17 protein-coding genes are annotated in these 20,332 nt (G+C 61.9%); 5 read left to right on the forward strand and 12 right to left on the reverse strand.

Going from position 1 to position 20,332, the window contains the following annotated elements:
* Positions 1-25: 25 nt before the first annotated feature.
* The 8 genes from VHD36_17735 to VHD36_17770 all read right to left on the reverse strand — a co-directional run bounded on the left by VHD36_17735 (position 26) and on the right by VHD36_17770 (position 9,865).
* Positions 26-1,744, reverse strand: coding sequence for a sodium:solute symporter (locus VHD36_17735; GenBank protein HVU89171.1), 1,719 nt, complete (start codon positions 1,742-1,744; stop codon positions 26-28).
* On the reverse strand, positions 1,737-2,054 hold the full coding sequence (locus tag VHD36_17740) for a DUF997 family protein (protein HVU89172.1): 318 nt from the start codon (positions 2,052-2,054) through the stop codon (positions 1,737-1,739). The genes VHD36_17735 and VHD36_17740 overlap by 8 nt, the downstream gene beginning before the upstream one ends.
* Positions 2,055-2,715: 661 nt before the next feature.
* Positions 2,716-3,666 carry a sugar phosphate isomerase/epimerase family protein gene (locus VHD36_17745; protein ID HVU89173.1) on the reverse strand — a complete coding sequence of 317 codons (951 nt, stop codon included), beginning with the start codon at positions 3,664-3,666 and terminating at the stop codon, positions 2,716-2,718.
* Between the two features lie 120 nt (positions 3,667-3,786).
* A complete protein-coding gene (locus VHD36_17750) occupies positions 3,787-4,890 on the reverse strand; it encodes an alpha/beta fold hydrolase (protein HVU89174.1) in 1,104 nt (367 codons plus the stop codon).
* 178 nt (positions 4,891-5,068) lie between these two features.
* Entirely contained in the window at positions 5,069-6,076 is a 1,008-nt protein-coding gene (locus VHD36_17755) for a PEP-CTERM sorting domain-containing protein (GenBank protein HVU89175.1), read from the reverse strand.
* A gap of 188 nt (positions 6,077-6,264) precedes the next feature.
* Positions 6,265-7,521, reverse strand: coding sequence for a dockerin type I domain-containing protein (locus tag VHD36_17760; GenBank protein HVU89176.1), 1,257 nt, complete (start codon positions 7,519-7,521; stop codon positions 6,265-6,267).
* Positions 7,522-7,869: 348 nt separating this feature from the next.
* Complete coding sequence (locus VHD36_17765; GenBank protein ID HVU89177.1) at positions 7,870-8,877, reverse strand: RluA family pseudouridine synthase; 1,008 nt, start codon at positions 8,875-8,877, stop codon at positions 7,870-7,872.
* Positions 8,878-9,109: 232 nt separating this feature from the next.
* A complete protein-coding gene (locus tag VHD36_17770; protein HVU89178.1) occupies positions 9,110-9,865 on the reverse strand; it encodes a hypothetical protein in 756 nt (251 codons plus the stop codon).
* Positions 9,866-10,359: 494 nt separating this feature from the next.
* Here VHD36_17770 and VHD36_17775 point away from each other — a divergent pair, with 494 nt between their 5' ends.
* The 4 genes from VHD36_17775 to VHD36_17790 all read left to right on the forward strand — a co-directional run bounded on the left by VHD36_17775 (position 10,360) and on the right by VHD36_17790 (position 13,976).
* Positions 10,360-11,016 (forward strand): TetR/AcrR family transcriptional regulator, encoded by a 657-nt coding sequence (locus tag VHD36_17775; protein ID HVU89179.1) that lies wholly within the window; start codon positions 10,360-10,362, stop codon positions 11,014-11,016.
* Positions 11,017-11,262: 246 nt separating this feature from the next.
* Positions 11,263-13,002 carry a redoxin domain-containing protein gene (locus VHD36_17780; protein ID HVU89180.1) on the forward strand — a complete coding sequence of 580 codons (1,740 nt, stop codon included), beginning with the start codon at positions 11,263-11,265 and terminating at the stop codon, positions 13,000-13,002.
* Between the two features lie 125 nt (positions 13,003-13,127).
* Entirely contained in the window at positions 13,128-13,571 is a 444-nt protein-coding gene (locus VHD36_17785) for a GNAT family N-acetyltransferase (GenBank protein HVU89181.1), read from the forward strand.
* Between the two features lie 207 nt (positions 13,572-13,778).
* The gene (locus VHD36_17790) at positions 13,779-13,976 is read left to right on the forward strand and encodes a hypothetical protein (GenBank protein ID HVU89182.1); all 198 of its coding nucleotides are present in this window, start codon (positions 13,779-13,781) and stop codon (positions 13,974-13,976) included.
* Between the two features lie 72 nt (positions 13,977-14,048).
* On the opposite strand, the gene VHD36_17795 is transcribed toward VHD36_17790, so the two are convergent.
* From VHD36_17795 to VHD36_17810, 4 genes are all read right to left on the reverse strand, one after another.
* Complete coding sequence (locus VHD36_17795; GenBank protein ID HVU89183.1) at positions 14,049-16,412, reverse strand: serine/threonine protein kinase; 2,364 nt, start codon at positions 16,410-16,412, stop codon at positions 14,049-14,051.
* A complete protein-coding gene (locus VHD36_17800) occupies positions 16,409-16,987 on the reverse strand; it encodes a sigma-70 family RNA polymerase sigma factor (GenBank protein ID HVU89184.1) in 579 nt (192 codons plus the stop codon). Before VHD36_17800 ends, VHD36_17795 begins: the two co-directional genes overlap by 4 nt.
* A gap of 342 nt (positions 16,988-17,329) precedes the next feature.
* A complete protein-coding gene (locus VHD36_17805; GenBank protein HVU89185.1) occupies positions 17,330-18,298 on the reverse strand; it encodes a PmoA family protein in 969 nt (322 codons plus the stop codon).
* 321 nt (positions 18,299-18,619) lie between these two features.
* Positions 18,620-19,441 carry a hypothetical protein gene (locus tag VHD36_17810; GenBank protein HVU89186.1) on the reverse strand — a complete coding sequence of 274 codons (822 nt, stop codon included), beginning with the start codon at positions 19,439-19,441 and terminating at the stop codon, positions 18,620-18,622.
* A gap of 156 nt (positions 19,442-19,597) precedes the next feature.
* Between VHD36_17810 and VHD36_17815 the strand changes: the two genes are divergently transcribed.
* The coding region (locus VHD36_17815) for an NAD-dependent epimerase/dehydratase family protein (protein HVU89187.1) at positions 19,598-20,332 on the forward strand (735 nt) is incomplete at its 3' end.

The raw sequence follows: 20,332 nt of genomic DNA on the forward strand, positions 1-20,332 counted from the left end.
GGAACGCTGTTGAACCGCTCAGGAATCAGGCAGACGCCGGTTGGTCGGCTTGTCGATCGAACAACCAGGATATCAGCCGCTCGTCGGGAGGTCGCGTGGCTAAGCTGACCAACACGCCCGAGACGAATGATACCAATAGCCCCCACACGATCGGCTCCAATCCTAACAAGTAGTACGCGCGAAACGCGGTGTCGGGCCCGATTCCTTGATCGTATCCTTGAAAGGCGCGGACCCAGCCGACGCCAAACAGCGAAAGCATCGTGGCCGATCCGGCAAACATGGCCACAATGGCTCCCGGCACGGTCGCGCGGCGCCAATACGCCGCCATGACGGCCGGCACGAGCAGCGTGGCCGCGATCGTCGACGTGCTGAAAACCACGAGCGCCTGCAAGTACTTCACCGGGTAGATATTCAGGCCGAAGGACAACAGCCCGAAAAAGATCATCACCGCTTGCGACACGCGCTGAATCTCGATCTGTCCGGCGCGCGGCCGCAAGAATTGCAAGTACACGTCGCGCACCACGCCCGAGGCGATCACGACCAAGTACGTACTGACCGTGGCCATCACGGCGCCAAAGGGCGCCGCCAGGATCAAGCCGCTAAGGAACGAGCCCCCGGGAAGATGGCTCGTCGACGAAAGGGCCAATCGCGGGATCACTTCGTCGGGCTTGTCGAGCGCCGGAAAGATCGAGCGCGCGTGGACGCAAATCACGAGCAGCGGCAAATAAATGAACGTGTTGTAGATGCTCAACAGCACGATCGAGCGCCGGATGGTCGGCGTATCGTGCGAGGCCATCAAGCGGACCAGGCCCGCCGGCGATCCCACGCCGCCGAAAATCCACAAGACAAAGAACGAAAACGCCAGGCTGATCGGCAAAAACTGCCTTCCCTCGGGCGAGTAGCCTGGCCCGAACGCATATTCCGGGCCGGTGGCCGCCACGGCATCGACCGTGGCCTGCTGCATCGGCGCCCCGGGCACGAGCGGCACGACCAACAAAAACAAGAGGATGACGCCGAAGAACATCAAGATGCTTTGGAACAAGTCGGTCCACACCGATGCCAGGAACCCGCCGATGAGCGTGTAACCCACCACGGTGAGTGAAAAGACCGTGAGGCCGATGATATGCTCCCAATCGATCGTGGATGTCTTAGCGGCCTCGTTTGCCGCACCAGCCTCGCCGGCCGACGACGTTGCAGCCGCGGCCGTGCTCGTGTCGTCTTCCGCCAGCACCAGCGACTTCGCGCCGGGCAGTGTCAGCTTCATGACGATGGCGCCGGCCTTGAACTGCGCGACCATCATCGACGACATGAACAAGATGATGAATAGCGAGGAAATCAGCCCCACGGCTGAGCTGCCGAAACGAATGCGCAGCAAATCCGGTATGGTGATCGCGCCGGTGCGGCGCGAAAGCTGGGCGAAGCGCTTGCCCAGCACGCCGAAGCCCGTGATCGGCACCACCATGTAGCTGCCGATCCACACGGCCACGACCCAGCCGTGCGAATAAACGAACGACGGGTAGCCCATGAACGTGCCACCGCTTTGCACCGTGGCGGTCAGCGCCAGGGCCCACGCGCCCAGCCCGCGATTCCCCAGGAAGTAGCCTTTCAGGAATTGGCCCTTCTTGATGGCGCGCTGGGCCATCGTGCCGAGCCATACCGAAATGAAGATGACGATCAGCAGGGCCAGGATCGCTCCCGAACCTGGCCCTTCGGCAATGCTCTGCGCGGCGGCAGCGTCACCCATCGTGCTGCTCCCGCGGCTGGAACGGATCCGCGTCCTCGTCCTGGTCGTTGGTTCCCAGATCCTCGTCGCGCATGAATCCGAACGCGAACCAGATCGAGACGACGATACACGCGAGCCAGGGCACGACGACCCCCCAGAAGATCCAATCGGGGAACCACAGCACGAAGGTCAGCGATTCGGCCGTCCGCCCGTAGCCATAGAGCGCCGCGTAGCCGACGGACCAAACCGTGGCCGCGACCCAGACAATCGCCGCCACGAGCGCCTCGCGCCGCGCGCTAACAAACACCGGATCTTCGGCAGGACGAGACATTCGAGCGCTTCGCGTTGGCGAGGTTACAGGCTAGAGGCGGGAAATCCGGGCGGGCGAGACTCACATGGTAAACGACGGAAGGTGCCGAGAGCAAATGCGTGGCAGAAATAGCGCCGGGTGGATTAGCCTGTTGCATTGGCGCAGTAAGAAAGTTTCCTCTCCCTTCGGGAGAGGGTTAGGGTGAGGGCATTCAAGGTCGAGGCTGCCGATCCCCTCACCCCAGCCCTCTCCCGAAGGGAGAGGGAGTTCCAGGCGCGCGAGCGAGATTGTCCTAGAACTCAGACGTTTGCCACCATTAAAATCGAGAAATGGCGCGCAAACGATTGAACCCCGAGAATCGGCGGACATCTGCCCAAGGCATAATGCGTTGGTCTCAGACGGATAAGGCCGATGCCGAGGCGATTGCTAACCTCGTTGCGAGCGGCCAAATCCTTCCAGCAATCGTCCGCTAAAGAGAACTACATGGCATCGGGCTCGCGGATGCCAAACGCGCCATTTACGAGTTGAAAAAGAGCATGGCCCCGGTAGGGTTCTGCCCATTCTGCGATGAGCAACTCTGCAGCGTGAAGGCTGAACAGTGCGTAAATTGCGGCGCGGACTGGCACGACAAAGCCCGCCCGGAATGAAACCCACACCGGCGCGCCTAACGCGACGTCTCGCGTTACCCCAACGCCCGCTTCACCGCCGCGCGCATCTTGTCGAGCCCTGTGCGGGCGACCAGCAAGGCATCCTGGTTCCAGTACTCGGCGTTGAACAGTTCCAGCGACAAAACGCCGCGGTAACCGATATCGCGGAGCGTGCGCAAGATTTCATCCAACGGCGCTACGCCGTCACCTGGGAAGACGCGCTGCGCGTCCTTGATCTCGGCACGCGGCGGCGCGGCAGGGTAATCGTTGAAATGAAAGACGTGCATCGCCGAACCGGCGAGCAGCTTCAACCCTTCGATCTGCGAGCCCCCTTTGTACAGGTGATACACGTCGGCCAGGATGCAGGCGTTCGGCTGCCCGCAGTTCATGGCCACTTGCGCGGCCTCGCCCAGCGTGCCGAGCGTTTTCGAGAAGCCCCACACCTCGACCTGCGGCACGACGCCCATCTTGTTGCCCAGCGCCAGTAGCTCGCCGTAGCGCTCGGCCGCCTTGTGCAGATCGAGCCCCGTGACGTCCGTGGCTCCGGCAGGCGGCGCGGCCAGGCGCGTGCCGCCGATGGCCGCTACGAGCTCCATGTTCCGCCGCGCTTCTTCCAAGGCTTTGGCCCGTCGGGCATCGTCATCGACGATCCAGTCGAAAAAGCCGATCACACTGTCGACGCGCAATCCGACATCGCGAAATCGCTTGGCCAGGTCCGCGAGCTTGCCCCCCTCTTTGACATAATCATCGATCTCGCGGATCCAGGGCTCGATCGATTGATAGCCGGCCCGGGCGACGATATCGATTTCCTGCGTCAGCGTGAGTTTCTGGCCGCGGATCGTGCTGGTGTTGAACCCGTAAAGGAATGGCTCGGCGTCCGACGTTTTGGTGGCGGTACTCTGGGGGGCAGTGGCCGGGCGTTCGGCCGCGGCGGCGCGAGCGCCCGATAGGGCAGCTCCCACGGCGAATCCAGTCTGGGCGAGCATCGTACGGCGTCTCAGAGGGCGTTCCATGAAGTGATTGTCCAGGCAGGGTAATGCATAAAGCCACGCTCCATCCTAACCCTCACCCGGAACTTCCGAAGAGGGCAGGGTGAGGGGAGGCACTCACGGCACCTGCCGGGTCGGCGTGTGCCCGAGAACTTTATCGATGAAGCGATACGCCTCGCGGCGCGTCTCGTCGGGAAAATCGTGGCCGCAATCAGGATAGCGAACTTGCAAGCGGTCGCGAGCCCCCAGCAGTTCGTACACTTTGCCGGCTTCGGCGATCGCTTTTTTCACTCCGCCTACGTCGAAGTTACTGTCGTCGAGCGGCGAATTCGAGAAGAACGCTCGCGGCGCGAGCGCGGCGACTACCTCGTAAAAGTCGAAGGGAACGCGGTCGGGGTCCAGGTTGTACTTGTCGCGCAACAGCGGCATGTACCGGTCACTCGTCCAGCCCTCGAGCTTGCCGCCGTAATAGTCATGGAACGGAGTCCAGCCGCAACTGGACACGATGACCTTCAGACGCTCGTCGAACACGCCGACGAACATGGCGTTGTGTCCGCCCAGTGAATGTCCGATCACCCCCAGCCGCGCGGGATCGACATCGTCGCGAGCCACGAGCAAATCGACGGCGCGCATGTGATTGCAGATCCCCTTCATCGTACCCGAGACGTAATTATCGGACTGGAAATCATACTTCTGCGAGTCGCCGAACGACGGATAGTCGGGCGCAATCACCACGTAGCCCCGCGCGGCCAGTTCCGCGGCGTACGCCTGGTGCAGCGACTTGCCGTAGCCGGCGACTTCTCCCTTGCCGATCGTCGACGTCTGGTGTAATGCCAGCACCGCCGGTTGGCGTGTCTTGCCGGATGCCGACGGCACGTACAGATACGCGGCCACACGGTCACCGTCGCCTGTATTGAACGTGATCGTTTGCCGGCGCACGTCTCCCGGCTCGACGATCTCGTCGCGAACTTCGATGGCGAGCGGTGGCAAATTGTTCCGATCCGGTAGCGGCCCCATCGCCTCTTGCATGCCACGGAGAATATGCCGCCGGCGTATGGCCCAATCCTGGGCGGTTTTTACTTCGTGCTCGTTGCCGTGATCGTCGAGATAGACCAACAGCCTGGCGTGATCACGGTATGCAGTCGGCTCGGCGGCCCGCGCGTGCGCAAAAGTGCATAGCAGAGCCGCGCCAGCGATCGCCGCCTGAATCACGTTTGGCATGTCTCGAAGCTTCCCAAGCGGACAAAGGAACAAGCTTGGGGCGGGCACTTCGAAGCGACACGATCGCCGCAAGCCTGGACGAGTGTACCACGCGACCGATCCCGATTCTTGCACGGCGCACAAGCGCCGGCGCACACGCGAATGAGAAGGCCGCGCGAAAATCGGCCCAGGGCCGAGTTCAGTCAGCCCGGCGATAGCGACGGAACGACACGCTTAGAACCCAGGCCGCCAGTCCCGCCCCGACCAGCGCCAGGCTTCCCGGCTCGGGCACCACGGCCCGGATCTGACTGCCGTACACGGACAGGTCGGCGATGACCGTCGCGGTATCAAAGACCGCGACGTTGGCAATCTGGTTCGAGGCAGCGGGCGTTACGGCATCGATCATGCCGGACAGATACCATTGGCCGCCGACTTTCTCGAACACCCCGCCGCCCGAATCGCCGGTCGTGGCCTGGAATTCGTTCGGCGTGCCGTTCTGATCGAACTGCGTCAAGAATGAACTGACGTAGACCGGAGTCGTCGGCCCGACGTTCGCAATGACGTTGGTTTGCGAGACCGCATTATCGCCCCAGCGCATGGTGTGGGTCGAGTTGGTCGGAAAGAGCGCGTACCCAGAATAGGAGGCGTTCTGGGGGGTGGTCGTGTTCCAATTCGAGTCCCAGTACGTGATCGATGAGTAGCGGTCCACGCCGCGGCCGATGCCGACGACCGTTGCCCCCACCGATGGCGCGCTAGACGCGATATCAAGCCGCGGCAAGTTGGGCAGTCCGAGCGGCGACGACGCGGGATCGATCTTGTAAAGAATCAAATCGCTGTTGTGCCCGGCGCCGGGTCCCGTGGGATTCGTGAGGATGACCCCCGAATTCGGCACGATGCTGTAAGTGGCTGAATCGATCTGATTGGGATTCGCGCGATCGGGGAAATTGAAAGTCGTATTGCCGAGCGTCACGTGGGCCGCGGAAAGGACCCAACCATCGCCTTGGCTGTCGGTCCCCAGGTAGATGGCCGACGCGGTGCCCACGGCGCCGACGTTATAGAAGCCGGGGTCGTCCGCCGGCGGAGAAGTATTGACGTTCGCGTCACTGGTGTTGGCATAATCGCCGGCCACGATCACGGCCGACGCCACCTGGCATAACAGGAACGCAAACAGAATGCCGAGAAAGCTGCACGCACTGGTCCGTCTCATTGGCGTTTCTCAACCGATGTGTAACGCTGCGAGGCCCGGCTAACTGACGTTTCCGAAGCCCGATACAACTTGGAACGGCTCAGACCGAGCCCGGAATACCGTCTAATTGACGGTAACAAAAGGCTTTACAGCGGTCAAATTTTTTTCGCCAGTTTTTGGCCGCAAATGGATCATACCACCAGCGCGACTTATGACAAGCCGGTCTGGCTCTTCAGGCCGCGGCATTTTTGCAAACGATGAACGCACCAAAGGAGGGCGCCACCGACGATCGCCAGAATCACGGCTTTTGGCTCAGGCACATTGGTCCCCCCTTGCGCTCCCACAGCCTCGGACGTATTGCCCGCTTGCCTTGGCCAGTTGGAAGAAATGAGCGCCAAGTCCTGGGAGTTGACGATGCCGTCGCCGTTCACGTCCCCGGCAATACCAGTGCCGGTGGCCAACCAGTTCGAGGAAACGATGGCCAGATCCTGCGTGTTCACGATTCCATCACCGTTCAGGTCCCCGAACAGGGGCACATGGGCCAGAATCTCCGATCGATAGAAGGAAATGTCGGTCAAGATCGAAGTATCGCCAAAAGCTGCCGTCCAACTGTTTCCATTCGTCGAGAACGGCTGACCGTTCACCAGGCCGATGCTGTCAATCATGCCGCTAAGCATCCAAACGCCGCCGACGTTCGTGAACACCGCGCCCCCCGAATCGCCGGTCGTCACTTGAAACTCGTTGGGCGAGGCCCCCGAGCCGGAATTGAACGTGGTTTGAAATGCCTGAATCCAGCGCGGGTCACTGACCGTCCCCACGTTGAATGGCGAACTCGTGGCCGAAACGGTGTTGTCGCCCCACCTCATCACCTGGGGACCGGTCGTTATGTAACCTGAATGGCTTGCCAGCGCCTGCGTTGTCGTGTTCCAGACCGGTAGTGTGTTGTCCCAGTAAGTCAGCGTGCTGGCTCGATCGACACCTCGACCGACCGCGACCACATTCGTGCCGATCGTTGGCGAAGTAGAGTCCAACAACAACTGTGGCAGGTTCGGAGCGCCGAATGACGACGACGTGGGATCAATCTTATAGAGAAACAGGTCACTAATCGTGCCCGCATGTTCTCCGGACGGATTCGTGATCAAGACCCCAGAGTTGGGGACGACGCTGTAGGTCGCCGTGTCCAGTTGCGAGGGATTGCCAGGATCGGGAAACGAGAACGTCGTAGCGCCCACGGTCACGTGCGATGCCGTCAACACCCAATCGTTGCCCAGGTAGATGGCCGATGCGCTCCCCGTGGCCCCCACGTTGTAGAAGCCGGGGTCGCTGGGAGGCGGAGTCGTGTTGACGTTCGTATCCGAGCCGTTTTGGAAATCGCCGGCCACGATCACGGCCATGGCCGCGCAGGGATACACCACCAGCAAGACCGCTGTAAGAGCGGCGCTCAACAGATTTCGGCCACCTATCATCCCCAAGGTTCTCCTACTCCACCATCGCCGGACCGATCGCCGTTTCCTCGAACGGTGACCATGACGCGAGCACTTCTTGTGCAGTCGTGGTAGAGCAAGCCGGGCATACAAGAGCGAACGCCCGGCGCATTTCCCATTCTTGGGAGCCGCCCGCCCAAAACGACCAACCTGTTCCGTTCCACTCGACAGTACCGAACGGCAGAAAGCGAAGCAAGAATTCTTTCGCGTGAACGGAGTCGAGGCGGGCCCACGGCGGCGCGACGCGTCACATGTATCGCTTTTGTTTGGCGCCTGACCCACTGCAGAGGGGGCATTGCGTTTTGTTCCATTTGGGGAAGGTCATGCCCCCTAGGATTGCTCGGACCTTCGCCTCGCGAAGGAGCCGCTTGAACTACTGCTCCGCAGTCGCTCGAGGTATTGAACCAAGTCGTCGGGAATCGGTGCCGCGAATTCGAGCAATTTTTGACTCACGGGATGAACGAAGCCGAGCTTCGCCGCGTGCAGGGCCAATCGCGGGGCGGTCGCTAACGCGTCGTTGCCAGATCGCTTTGACCCATAGACGTTATCGCCGCACACCGGATGTCCCTGGGCGGCCAGGTGAATGCGAATTTGATGGGTGCGCCCCGTCTCCAGCCGACACTCGACAACCGTCGCGCCAGCCAAATGTTCGAGCGGCATGACATGCGTTACCGCGCGCTTGCCGTCGTCTTCCTTCGACGAAACACCGCGCCGCCCGTCGCCGCGGTCGCGCACCAGGTTGGCATCGATCGTTTGCTCTTTGATGTGGCCCGCGACGATCGCCCAATACACCCGGCGAATGCTGTGGTCTCGGAATTGGTGGCCCAGGAAGCTTTCCGCTTTGACATTGCGGGCGAAAACCATGAGGCCACTGGTTTCGCGATCGAGCCGATGGACGGCGCGCACGGCGCGGCGCGCTCCCCCCTGCCCTTGGCTTCGCTCGATGCGCGCCAGCACGCGCGGCAGCAGCTCGGTGAGCGTCGGCTGTAATTGCCGACGACGGCGTGGCATGCGATCCTCGTCCGGATGCCGAATACTGGTCATACCCGACGGTTTTTCCACGACCACAACATCGGCGTCACGATAGTAGACGCGCACATCGTGTTCGGTCGCCGGCGACGGCAAGGGATTGTCGAGCAGCTTCACGACCTGTCCGACCTGCACGCGCCGGCCTGGATCCTTAATCAGGTTGCCATCGACCATCACGCGCCGGGAACTAAACAACCGGCGAATCTGGGACCAACTTTTTTCGGGCTGCCAGCGGCGTAGCACGCTTCCTAGAGTCTGATGCTGCATTTCCGCAGAGACGTGCAGCACAGCTTTGGGCGAACGAGCCATCCGGCGAATCTCGATTCGGGCCCGCTCGAGCAAAGTCTTGCTCGGCGCTGGGGAAAAAGTACCGGTTGGCAAATGCCGTGAGCCGGACAGATGAGGCTGTCCGGCTAACAGGCGTTCTACGCCAGGCCCTGCGACCGGGTTGCGCGCCACGTGGCGGCCCCGACGTCTTTCCAAGGGCCTAGGAAAGTATGCACCGAACGGTCCGCGCCGTCCATGCTACGCGAGGCGATCGCTACAACGATCGACCGGTGATTCGCTTCCGCGTTCTCCCGAAAACCGGAAGAAGGAACAGCCCGCCAACGACGCTCAACACGAGAGCTCCGGGTTCGGGTACAACCGTTAATACCAGTTGGGCCGGCTGATTGCTAATAAACACGGTGCTGGTCCCAAGCCCGCTGCCTGCCGAAACGGGAAACCAAAAATCGGCGGCCTGCTGGAACGAACCCTGCATATGCAGGTTGATGTCGTCGACCGCCTGCTGGTTGAGCGTAAAGGCAATCATGGTCGTCGGATCTCCGCCAGGCGTCACGATGCCCGTCGCGTAATCCGGTCGAGTGTCCCCCGGCCAGAACAGCTGGTCGTTCGCGACATAAAAACTGTCGCCCAGCACGTCGGAAACTGGAGAACCAGTGATACCCGTTATCGAAACTTCGTCGGGATTGCCGGATCCGAGATACGTACCCAGCGGAATAAGCAGCGTCGCACCGGTCACCGTGTTCAAGCCATGCGGCAATGAAAAATCCCACGCTGCCACGTCGTTTGCGTCACCAGCGCCGCTTCCCACCTGTACCTTGTCCCCGCCGACCAGCAACATTGCTGAATAGCTTGCATACTGCTGATTCAACAAGCCCGGCCGATATTCGTTATCGGCGGTCGAAATCGTGACCGTGGCCGCCTGCAACGTGCTGACAAGGCCCCAAGCAAACGTGAGAACGACTACCAAACAGCGGGCGAGACCAGCAGAGGCTGTGCTTCGGAGTAATGACATGAATGCCCTCCAACAATGAATCTCATGGACACCAACCCAGGGGAATGCCAACGAGCGAAAGCCGCAACCGCAGGCGCCAAGGCGTAGACGCAATGGCGAATCGGTCCCCCGAACGGGCCGCAAGCGCGCAAGAAAGTAGCCAGCTCATTCCAGCTAGGCGCCGCATCGCCCGGCGATGATGTTACAGGCGATGAGCCGTTAGTCCAGTGAAATCTTCGGTTCACGGACCGTTTTGTTACAAAACTCGACGGAAACAGCCGCCCGCGGTTCTCACGCGCGCTGCGGCTGCGCGGGTGCCTCCGCAGCGCCTTCTAACGCCGAAAAAGTCGACCCCAGGCCTGGGGTATCCGCAGCATTGCTTATCCCAAGCGCGAGATAGCGCCGCGAAGCGCCGTTGACGGCGGAAGGAAGCGGAATTAGAATCAGATTCTGATTCTTGTTCTTCGTCGTCCGCCATTCCGCTGATTCGACACGTTTCACGAAGGGTCGCACCAATGCCCACGGGTGCCACTGCGGTCGCGCCGTCGAAGGTCAAATGGGCTCATCCTCCCGCCCAGGCACGCAGCGAAGAAACGCGCGCCCGCATCCTCGACGCCACCGAGACGCTACTTGCCAAGCGGCGCTTCGAAGACATTTCCGTCGGCGATATTGTCCGCGCCAGCAAATCGTCGGTGGGTGCCTTTTATGCGCGGTTTCCCGACAAGGATGCACTGCTGGGCTGCCTGTACGAGCGTTTCCGGCTGGAACAAGCCGAGTTGACCGACGCCATGTTCGATCCCGACCGCTGGAAGAACCAACCCCTGGCGGCGGTGCTCACCACGGCCATTCCCTTCCTGGTCCAGTTGCACCGGCAGCGTCAAGGGTTGCTGCGGGCGTTCGCGGCTCGCGCCTGTTCGGATGAGCGCTTTCGCAAGGTTTGGCGGCAGGCACGTCATCATGCCGCGCGACGGCTCAAGGAACTCGTGGCCACACGCCGGCGCGAGGTCGGCCACCCTGACCCCGACCTGGCCGTGGAATCGGGCCTGTCGATGGTCCTGTGTACGGTGGAATTGAAATTGCAGTTGGGCGAAATCGACGAGCCTGAGATGGACGTGCTAGCAGACGAATTGGTCCGCGCCCTGGTGGCCTATGCCGGGATTCGCAGCAAGTAATCGGGAAAGGGCAACGATCGGCCGTCGCAAGAAACTTCGGGCCACGGCCCGAGGTAACAGAATTGTCCGAAGCAGGCCAAAAACAATCGACGATTTAATTCTAGGGCGACCCGCTCCGTTTGGGCATGCGGCCAGCCAGGAGATATGAGGGGATTCGTCATGGCAGCTCGAGCTTGGCGTCATGCGTTGTTGATGTTGCTGATAGCGACTCTGCTAGTTGCCGCGGGTCCGCTCTCTGGATTGGCGATGAGTGCCGAGCCTGCTGCGGCGCCGACGGTTCTGCTTGCCAAGCAGGCTCCCGATTTCACCTTGCCCGACGCCGAGGGTAAGCCACATGCACTTGCCGATCTGGCGAGTGCGAAGTTCGTGGTCGTAGCATTCCTGGGCACAGAATGCCCGCTGGCAAAACTCTACGGCCCTCGACTGGAACACCTCGCCGCAGAATACGCCGAGCGTGGCGTACGCGTGATTGCCATCGACGCGAACGTCCAAGACACTCCGGAAGAAATTGCCATTTATGCCCGCGAACACGGCCTGACATTCCCCATTCTGAAAGACGCGGGCAATGTCGTAGCGGATAAGTTCGGCGCCGTGCGCACGCCGGAAGTGTTCCTGCTCGACGGCGAGCGCGTCGCGCGCTATCACGGTCGCATCGACGATCAGTTCGTCGGGACGGTGCAGAAGGCGAACGTTGGCCGGCGCGATCTGGCCACGGCGATCGATGAGTTGCTGGCCGGCAAGACAGTTTCTCAACCCGAGTCGCCGGGCCCTGGTTGCTTTGTGGGGCGCGCACCACGTCCGGCCGCGGACGCGACCGTGACTTACTCCAAGCACATCGCGCGCATCTTCCAGGAGCGCTGTGTGGAATGCCATCGGCCAGGCGAGATTGGCCCCTTCTCGATGACCAGCTATGCCGAGGTCATCGGCTGGGGCGAAACGATTCGCGAAGTCGTCGATCAGGGGCGCATGCCTCCCTGGTTCGCCGATCCCAAGCACGGCCACTTCAGCAATGATGCGCGCCTCACGGACCAGGAAAAACAGGACATCGCCGCGTGGGTCGACGCCGGCTGTCCCGAAGGAAATCCGCAGGATCTGCCCGCCCCGCGCACGTACACCGATGGCTGGAATATTCCCACGCCGGACGTTGTCTTCAAAATGCGGGCCGAGCCATTCCAGGTGCCGGCCGAGGGGAAGGTCGATTACCAACATTTCGTGATCGATCCCGGCTTCACCGAGGACAAGTGGTCGGTCGCCAGCGAAGCGCGCCCCGGCAATCGCTCCGTGGTGCATCACATCCTGGTTTTCCTTCACCCGCCCGGGCAGCCGCTCGAGATCGGTCGCGGTTCGCTGTTGGCCGCGTACGCGCCTGGCGCCCCACCGCGACAAGTGACCAAGGGCCAGGCGAAGCGCATTCCCGCCGGCTCGAAGATCATCATGCAGATCCATTACACGACCAATGGACGGCCGCAGCAAGATCTCAGCTCGCTGGGCTTGAAGCTGTGCGACGCCTCGGAAGTCAAGCAAGAGGTCGAATCCGGCTGGGCCGTCAACTTCGGCATCGCGATTCCGCCCAACATGGCGAACTTCAAGTCGTTCTCCATGCACCGGTTTACCGATGATCGCCTGCTGCTGTTCCTGACGCCGCATATGCACATGCGCGGAAAATCGTTCCGCTACGAGGCCTGGTACCCCAACGGCAAGCGCGAGATTCTGCTCGACGTGCCACGCTGGGATTTCAACTGGCAGATCGACTACGTGCTGGCCGAACCCAAATTGATGCCCAAGGGAACGCAGCTACGCTGCTTCGCGACGTATGACAATTCGGCGGGAAACCCGGCCAACCCCGACCCGTCGAAGTGGGTTTTCTTCGGCGAACAGACGTGGGACGAAATGATGATCGGCTGGTTCACGGCCGTGACGCCTTTACCGGATGCTTCGGCCGAAAAGCCAGCCGCGGCCCCGGCCGAAGCGACAAGCGGCCGCTAGAATTCGCGGCCGCGCCACGATCCGGCTCGCCCCGGCGCGCGAACCAACCTGGTTCGAGCTCTCTCTTTGCTCGCGAGCGCTGCGTTGCCAGCGCCGGAAGATATCGCCCGGAATCTCACGCGCTCATGCACATCGAAACCGTCGCGGCCGGTAACTTCGAGGCTATGCTGCCGCTGATGGCGGCCTATCAGGTGTTCTACCGCGCCACGCCAGACGAAGATCGCAATCGCCGGCACTTCGGCCGCTTTCTCCAGGATCACTCGCGAGGGATTCAGTTTCTTGCGCGTGATGATGCCGGCAAGGCCGTCGGCATGGCCACGTTGTATTTCACGTGCAGCTCGGTCCGGGCGGCCGAACAGTGCCTGATGAACGACCTGTATGTCCTGCCCGAACTGCGTGGACAAGGAATCGGGCGAACATTGATCAAGCACTGCCGCGATTACGCCCGGGCGCATGGCTACCCGGCCATCGTGTGGACCACGGCCGCTGACAATGCCACGGCCCAGCGGTTGTACGACAGCCTGTCGGCCGAGCGCAGCGAGTGGATCCACTACCGGCTGCCTGTGTAATGCTCGGCGCCTCTTTGCTACCACTGGTGTTTGCGCGTTTTTGATGCGCAGCCTTGCGATTTTGACAGCCGCTTGGCGCCGGCAAACCGAGCCAGGGCGATACAATGGCGGCACCTCCGGCGGCCGTAGCGACACGTCGCTCGATTGAACCGCGCATGCTCGCGGCAACGGCGGAGAGGGATCTCGAATGAGCCAAGGAGAATCTTGATGGCTAACTTCGTGGAGTTTCACCACAAGAACCGCAAGGTGATTCTGAACCTCGACCAGGTGTGTGTGATCGAAGAGCGGGCCGACGGCAGCGACTTATTAATCCGCTGCTCGAATTCCGAAGATTACCTGGTCGTCGGCGGCGAGGCCGAGAAGGTCAGAGCCGCGGTGCGCGAACATTCGTGTGTCGAGAAGTAAACTCCTGCCGCGCCCACGTCGTGTTGCCGTCCGGCGCTGGCGGCTGCCACCACCACACCGCCGCCGAACGACTTAGATCGTGCTACTCCGCACCGCGGTTGCGCTTGCGACGAATTCCAGCGTATCGGCCATTCCCTTGCGTTGCAGATCTACGATCGCGGCCCCGTGCTCCTGCCACCATTGGCGGGCGTCGGTCTGCGTCCACGGAATGATGTTGGTCAGCGTATCGAGCACTTGCAGAATCTCCGTCGCCGATTGCGGACGGTGGCAGGCATCTTTCGACAGACATGACATCACCAGCTCGCTCAACGTCGAGGGAACCGCCGGGTTGAGTTGCAACGGCGGCTCGGGGTTGACGTTCATGACGTGGAACAACACGTCAAGATCGCTGGCACAGTGAAAGATGCTGCGCCCCGTAAGTAGCTGATAGGCCACGGCACCCAGCGAGTACAGGTCGGACCTCGTATCGGTCACCAACGGATCGCGCAGTCGTTCGGGAGCCATGTAGAGCGGCGTCCCGGCGAGAACAGTCGCGGCACTTACGCCCGTGTTCTGATCGTTGGCAGTGCTCTTAACGAGCCCGAAATCGAGAACTTTGACGAAATCGGCCTGCCCACCGCGCTCGCAAAGCATGATGTTGTGCGGCTTGATGTCACGGTGCGCCAGACCGATACCATGTGCTTCGGCCAGCGAACCGCAAATCTGCTTGAGGATGTACACCGCCCGGCCCGGAGGCACCGCCCCTTCGAGCTGTACCAGTTGCGCGAGCGAACCGCCGGGCAGATACTCCATCGCGTAATAAAACACGCCGTCGGTCGTCCGGCCGAAATCGTAGATTTCGATCGTATTCGGATGCGTCAGTTGGCTGGCCAATTGCACTTCGCGCTCGAACCGGGCGATGGCCACGGGCGTCATCATTTCGGGCTTTAACAGCTTGACGGCCGTGCGACGCCGCAACATCGAGTGGCGCGCGCGATAAACGACGCCCATGCCCCCTTCACCAATTTTCTCCTCCAGCGTGTACTGCCCCACCTGCCGGGCGACGCCGATCTGCCGCTGCAGTCGCGCAATGCGTAGCGCCGAATAGAGGAACCCGCCGGCGGCCACGATCAATACACCCAGCGGCAGCCAGGAGGCGATCAGCGGATACCGCAGCGGCGCGTAAGCCTCGGCAATATCGACCTCGGTCCCCACGCCGAAGCCGTATTCCGGCAGCCAACGCCAGGCCCCGATCGACGGTACCCCCCGGTAATCGCGATAGCCTTCGACGTCCACACCATCTTCCTTGGCAATCGCCCTGGCCGCCAGCTTGGTCAGGGGGCGTGCCGCGGGCGAAAGCGCCGCCTTGGCGCCGGTCGTCAGGTCCACGCCCGGGTCGCGCACCTGCAAGTTGAAGATCGCGCGCGCCCCCGGCTCGTCGGCAATCATCCCCAGTTGCTTCAATTGCTCGTTGAACCGGCTGTCGGAAAGGAACCATCCGTGCTCATCAAAGGCGTACGTCTCGCCGGTATTTCCCAGCCGTGCGACCGAAAGGATGCGCGTAAACTGGTAGTCGGCGCTCACGCCCAAGCTGAGCACGGCAATAATGTTGTCCTCGTCGTCGTAGACGGGCGTGGGGACCCAAATCATGGGATGCTCCCGCAGCACCGGGCGGTCGGGTGCAAAAGAGCCCTCGGGATGCGGCTTCGAGATGCGGGTTTCGCCGGCAAAGGCATGCGCGATATCGGCCATGCCCGACGCGTTGAGGTGTACGCCCACGTCCAGGTCCGTCGGCGCTGCAAGCACCATGCCCGACTTGTCGGTGACGGCGTAGGTCGTGTAATGCGCGTTTTCATCGTCCAAGTAGACCTGCAGCGATTCGCGCAGCTCGGCCATGGCGCTGGAATCGATCAGCGTCTGCCGGATGGCCGCGGCGCTCAGGTTGCTGCGTCCGATGCGCGTCAGCTCCAGGATTTGGCCGCGGACGTCGGGCTGCTGCGCCCAGTGCTCGGCGTCGGCCTTTTGTTCCTTCAGCCACAAATCGAGCGCCGTGACATCCGCATCGAGCACGGTTTGCAACTCGTCGCGCAACACCTGCCGCATGGCGTTCTCGATGCCGTAGTGCGACCAGATGCCGCCGGCGATCAACAAGGCCAGCGCCAGAGCCGCGGCCAGGTAGGTACCTTTGCGCTCGCGAATCTCGCCGGCCATCAAATCGGCCGCGCGACGTAGCGTGGCCAAAAACGAGCTCGCCGCCGCCTGCAACTCCGTGGGGGGGACGACGCGGCTGTCGAGAATCGTTTGCGCCAGGTGGTGCGTCAGAAGCGACTCGACCCGCTGACGCAGCTCGGCATCGCCGCCGCATTCACGATCGAGCAATTCGCGACGGGCCTGACCGTGCAGGTCGCAGGCTTTCAGGAAAATCCGTTTCACGCGGTCGTAATCGTCGCCGCTCACGTCTTTTCTTCCTCGGCCAGCTCGCGCCGCAGCCAGGCGCGGATGATTTTCCACTCGTTCTCGACGGTCCGTTTCGAAACGCCCAGCACTTCGGCCACCTCTTCCACCGACAGGCCTCCAAAGAAGCGTAGCTCGACGATGCGGGCCTGGCGCGGATCCTGCTTGGCCAGTTTGTCGATTGCTTCGTCGACGGCCAACAGGTCGGCGTCGCGCTGGGGCGACAGCAGCAACTGCTCGTCCAGCGTCACGCGCTGCCACCCGCCGCCGCGCTTGGTGCGATGTCGGGCCCGGGCGTGGTCCACCAGGATGCGGCGCATGGCCTGCGCGCCGACGGCAAAGAAGTGCGTGCGCCCCTGCCAGTTCACGCGCGTTTGATCGATCAGCTTGAGATACGCCTCATGGACCAGCGCCGTCGGCTGCAGCGTGATGGCCCGCGTCTCCTGACGCAAGTAGTCGTCGGCCAGGCGGCGAAATTCGTCGTAAACCAGCGGCATCAACTGCTCGGCAACATGCGGATCGCCGGCGGCGAGCGCATTGACCATCCGCGTGGCGTCTGGCGAAGACGATCCCGTCATCGGTTGACCTTCGATACCGCAAGCCGTGGGCGAAACGACAGCTTCGATTGTACTTGAGCGGCCAGCGTATGGCGGCGCTTCCCTGCACGGACTTTTTACACTCCGGGCCGTGTGAGAATTCATCGACTTTGACGATTCCCCGTCGGACGTCGCCTACGGAACGCCCCCGCCTAACAGCCTGTTGAAAAAAGCCCTCGTGGCTTTTTTCAACCTCGCCAAGTGCGAAGCAAAGCTTCGCACGGCTCGCAAAATAACGACTTAGGTCGATATTTTGCCATCGCATCCCTGCGATGTCGCAGCCCGTTGAGTTCTTCAACAGGCTGCTAGCCTGAGACCGCTGCCTTACGGTCGCGGCTCTTTAGCATAGGCCTGGTAGGCCTCGGCAACGTGCCCGTCCTTTTCGTTCCCGCGATGGAACAAGAAGCGATAGCGGAGGGTCATCGTCTCGCCGGCCGGCAGCGTATACGTCCCCTCATCCTTGTCCTTGGAGTTGTGGAAGTCGTGCAGGCCGAAGGGATTGGCCGCGAACAGTCCGTAATCGCGCACGTGCCAGTACGTGGGGGAGCGGAAGCTGGACGGGTGGTTCATGATCGTGACGCCCACCGGGTCGCCGTCGAGCACGCCGTGATAATCGACCCACGGAGCTTGCTTGCCCCAGGCGGCTCCGTCCTTTTGCCCTTCGCTGTTGACGATCTCGCCGCGGGTGCCGGAAAGCTGCCGGGCGTCAAGCGCCGTCGGGACGCGCAAGCCCATGGTCCCTTCCTTCGTATCGCCAAATCGCACCGGCCCTTCGCTCGCCTTGAGCGTGATATCGAAATCGATCACACGCTGGTCGGCATCACCGCTGAGCGTGACCGTGCGAACGTCTTCAAGCTGTTTCTTGTTGTCGTAGCTGACCCAATCGTTGGCGGTGCTGATCGTGGCCTTACCGTTGGCCGCCTCGCACTTGAGGAATTCACGGTGCAATTGTTTGCCCGAGGCCGGCGTCTCGCTCCAGAAATCGATGCCATTGACGCTGCCGTGCGTGAACCACAGCGACCGCTGATGGGGATGGTCGCGCTTCTCGGTCTGCACGAGCTTCATCGGGTAATTGCGGGTCATCTCGTGCCCGCCCGGCCCGATGATCGGCCACAGAATCGGCTTCGGCCCGGTGCGAATCAGATAATCGGTAAAAGGCTTTCCGCCGAGCGTGACGTGTACGCCACCGTCGAACTTCTCGACGGCCATGTCGTCGGCGCCGGCTTGCCCCCCCGAGAAAGCAATTCCGCAAAAAACCGCGACAAGACAAAGCGAGACGCACATCCGGAACATGACGCGACTCCTCAAGAAACCGGGGGCTGGCGGTTGGGCAGTGCTACGGCAGGGATACACCCCAAGAAAACTCGGAGCGCCCGCGCATCGTAACTCGCCCGATCGCGCCTTGCCAGTGCCCTACAGGCGAGACATGGGCCCGAAATGACCCCGTGCAGCACGAACAACGCGCTCGTCCGTGCTGCGAAGCAGCTAGAGGCTGCGGGTCGTGATTTACAATGAGGCGCTTACGCCGCCCCGACGACGAGTGGACAGGGTTACCCAGGTGTGCGCTCTCGAATAACTCGCACCTGACCGTTTGGGCAGCGTGTCACGCCCCGACTACTTGCGGGCCGTCTTACCCTTGGCGGCTTGCTTGTCGTCGGCGGGCGCCTCTTGCACGCGCTCGTTGTACTTGGCCAACGTCACCGCTCGGAAGAGCTTCATTTGCCTCTGCGCTTCGTCGACCAACTGACGATCGCGCTCCAGGATCGTCCACTGGAAGCGATGCTCGGCCCGCATGACCAGTTTCGGCTGCGGCCCCTTGGGCGAAATGGTCATGTAAATGTCCGTGGGGAGCAACTTCCGCTGCTCCAATTGTTCACTCACGGCCAAACGGCCGAACGGAGGAAGCGAACTGGGGTTGATCATCACGTTCAACTGGCTGTGCCAGTGCGAGAACTCGCCGTACTGCCGTGCGACTTCAGGCGACTTCGCATCCATGGTCTTCAAGCGGTAGATCATCCACGCGCTGTCGAATTCCAACTCGCCGTCCTCGGTTTTCTTTTCCGTGAAAGTCGGATTCGAGAGGAAGTTCAAAAGTGGGTTCGGGTTGCCCGCCGCCTGAATCCGGACATTGCGGGTGAATTGCTGGATATCATTGAAACCGACCTCGGTCGTGACCTTGCGCTCGGGATCGAGCACGATGAAGCGCTGGCCGGCCGGATCGAAAATGGTTGCTTCGGGGTCGCGGTTCGCCTCCGGGTCTTTCAGGAAGTCGTAGACGCGCCCTTTGTAGAAAATGGTGGTCGTCTCGATGATCGGCTTGGTATCGCCGACCTTGAACACCCGGCTATCGACATGGAAATCCTCGGCCGTGGCCGCGCCGGCAACCAGCAGTAGAGTTATGGCTGCCACCAGGGAGAATCGGATCGGCTGTCGCATGTCACGCACCTCGCCGGTAGTGTACACTTGCCCAATCTTCGGGCGGCGAGAATAGTCGAGCCTGGAAATGCTGTAAATTGCAGTTTCCAGTCCCGTCTCTCGGCCCGTTCTGTTGACCAACCCGCGATATCCGCCGTCGATTGATAGCAACGAATCATGCGAACATTTCTGGTAACCGGAGGCGCCGGTTTCGTCGGATCCCACCTGGTCGAAGCATTGCTGGCACGCGGTGATCGCGTCCGCGTCTTCGATAATTTCAGCACCGGCCATCGGCAAAACATCCCGAGCGACCCGCGTGTCGAGCTGCACGAGGGAGACCTGACCGACCCGGCGGCGGTCGAGCGCGCCGTGGCCGGTATCGACTGCATTTTTCACGAGGCGGCGCTGGCCAGCGTGCCGCGCAGCATCGAGCACCCGCTCGATACGAACGCTGCCTGCGTGACCGGTACGGTCGTGTTGCTGGCGGCCGCGCAGAAAGCGGGAGTCCGCCGCGTGGTCTACGCCGGCAGCAGCAGCGCCTACGGCGACAAAGCCACGAGCTCGAAGCGAGAGAGCGATCTTCCCGGCCCCTTGTCGCCTTACGCCGCGGCCAAGCTATCGGCTGAGTTTTATTGCCAGGCCTTTGCCCACAGCTTCGGCATCGAGACCGTCACGCTCCGCTACTTCAACGTCTTCGGGCCGCGGCAGGATCCGGATAGCCCCTATTCGGCCGTGATTCCGCTGTTCGTCACGGCCATGCTGGCAGGACGCAGCCCGCTGATCTACGGCGATGGCAGGCAGTCGCGCGACTTTACGTTCGTGGGCAACGTCGTCCACGGCAACCTGCTGGCGGCCGATGCGCCCGGCGTAAGTGGCCGGGTCTTCAACGTCGCCAACGGCCGCTCGACGAAC

It is taken from the genome of Pirellulales bacterium, assembly GCA_035546535.1.
In the GTDB taxonomy this organism is placed as follows: domain Bacteria; phylum Planctomycetota; class Planctomycetia; order Pirellulales; family JACPPG01; genus JACPPG01.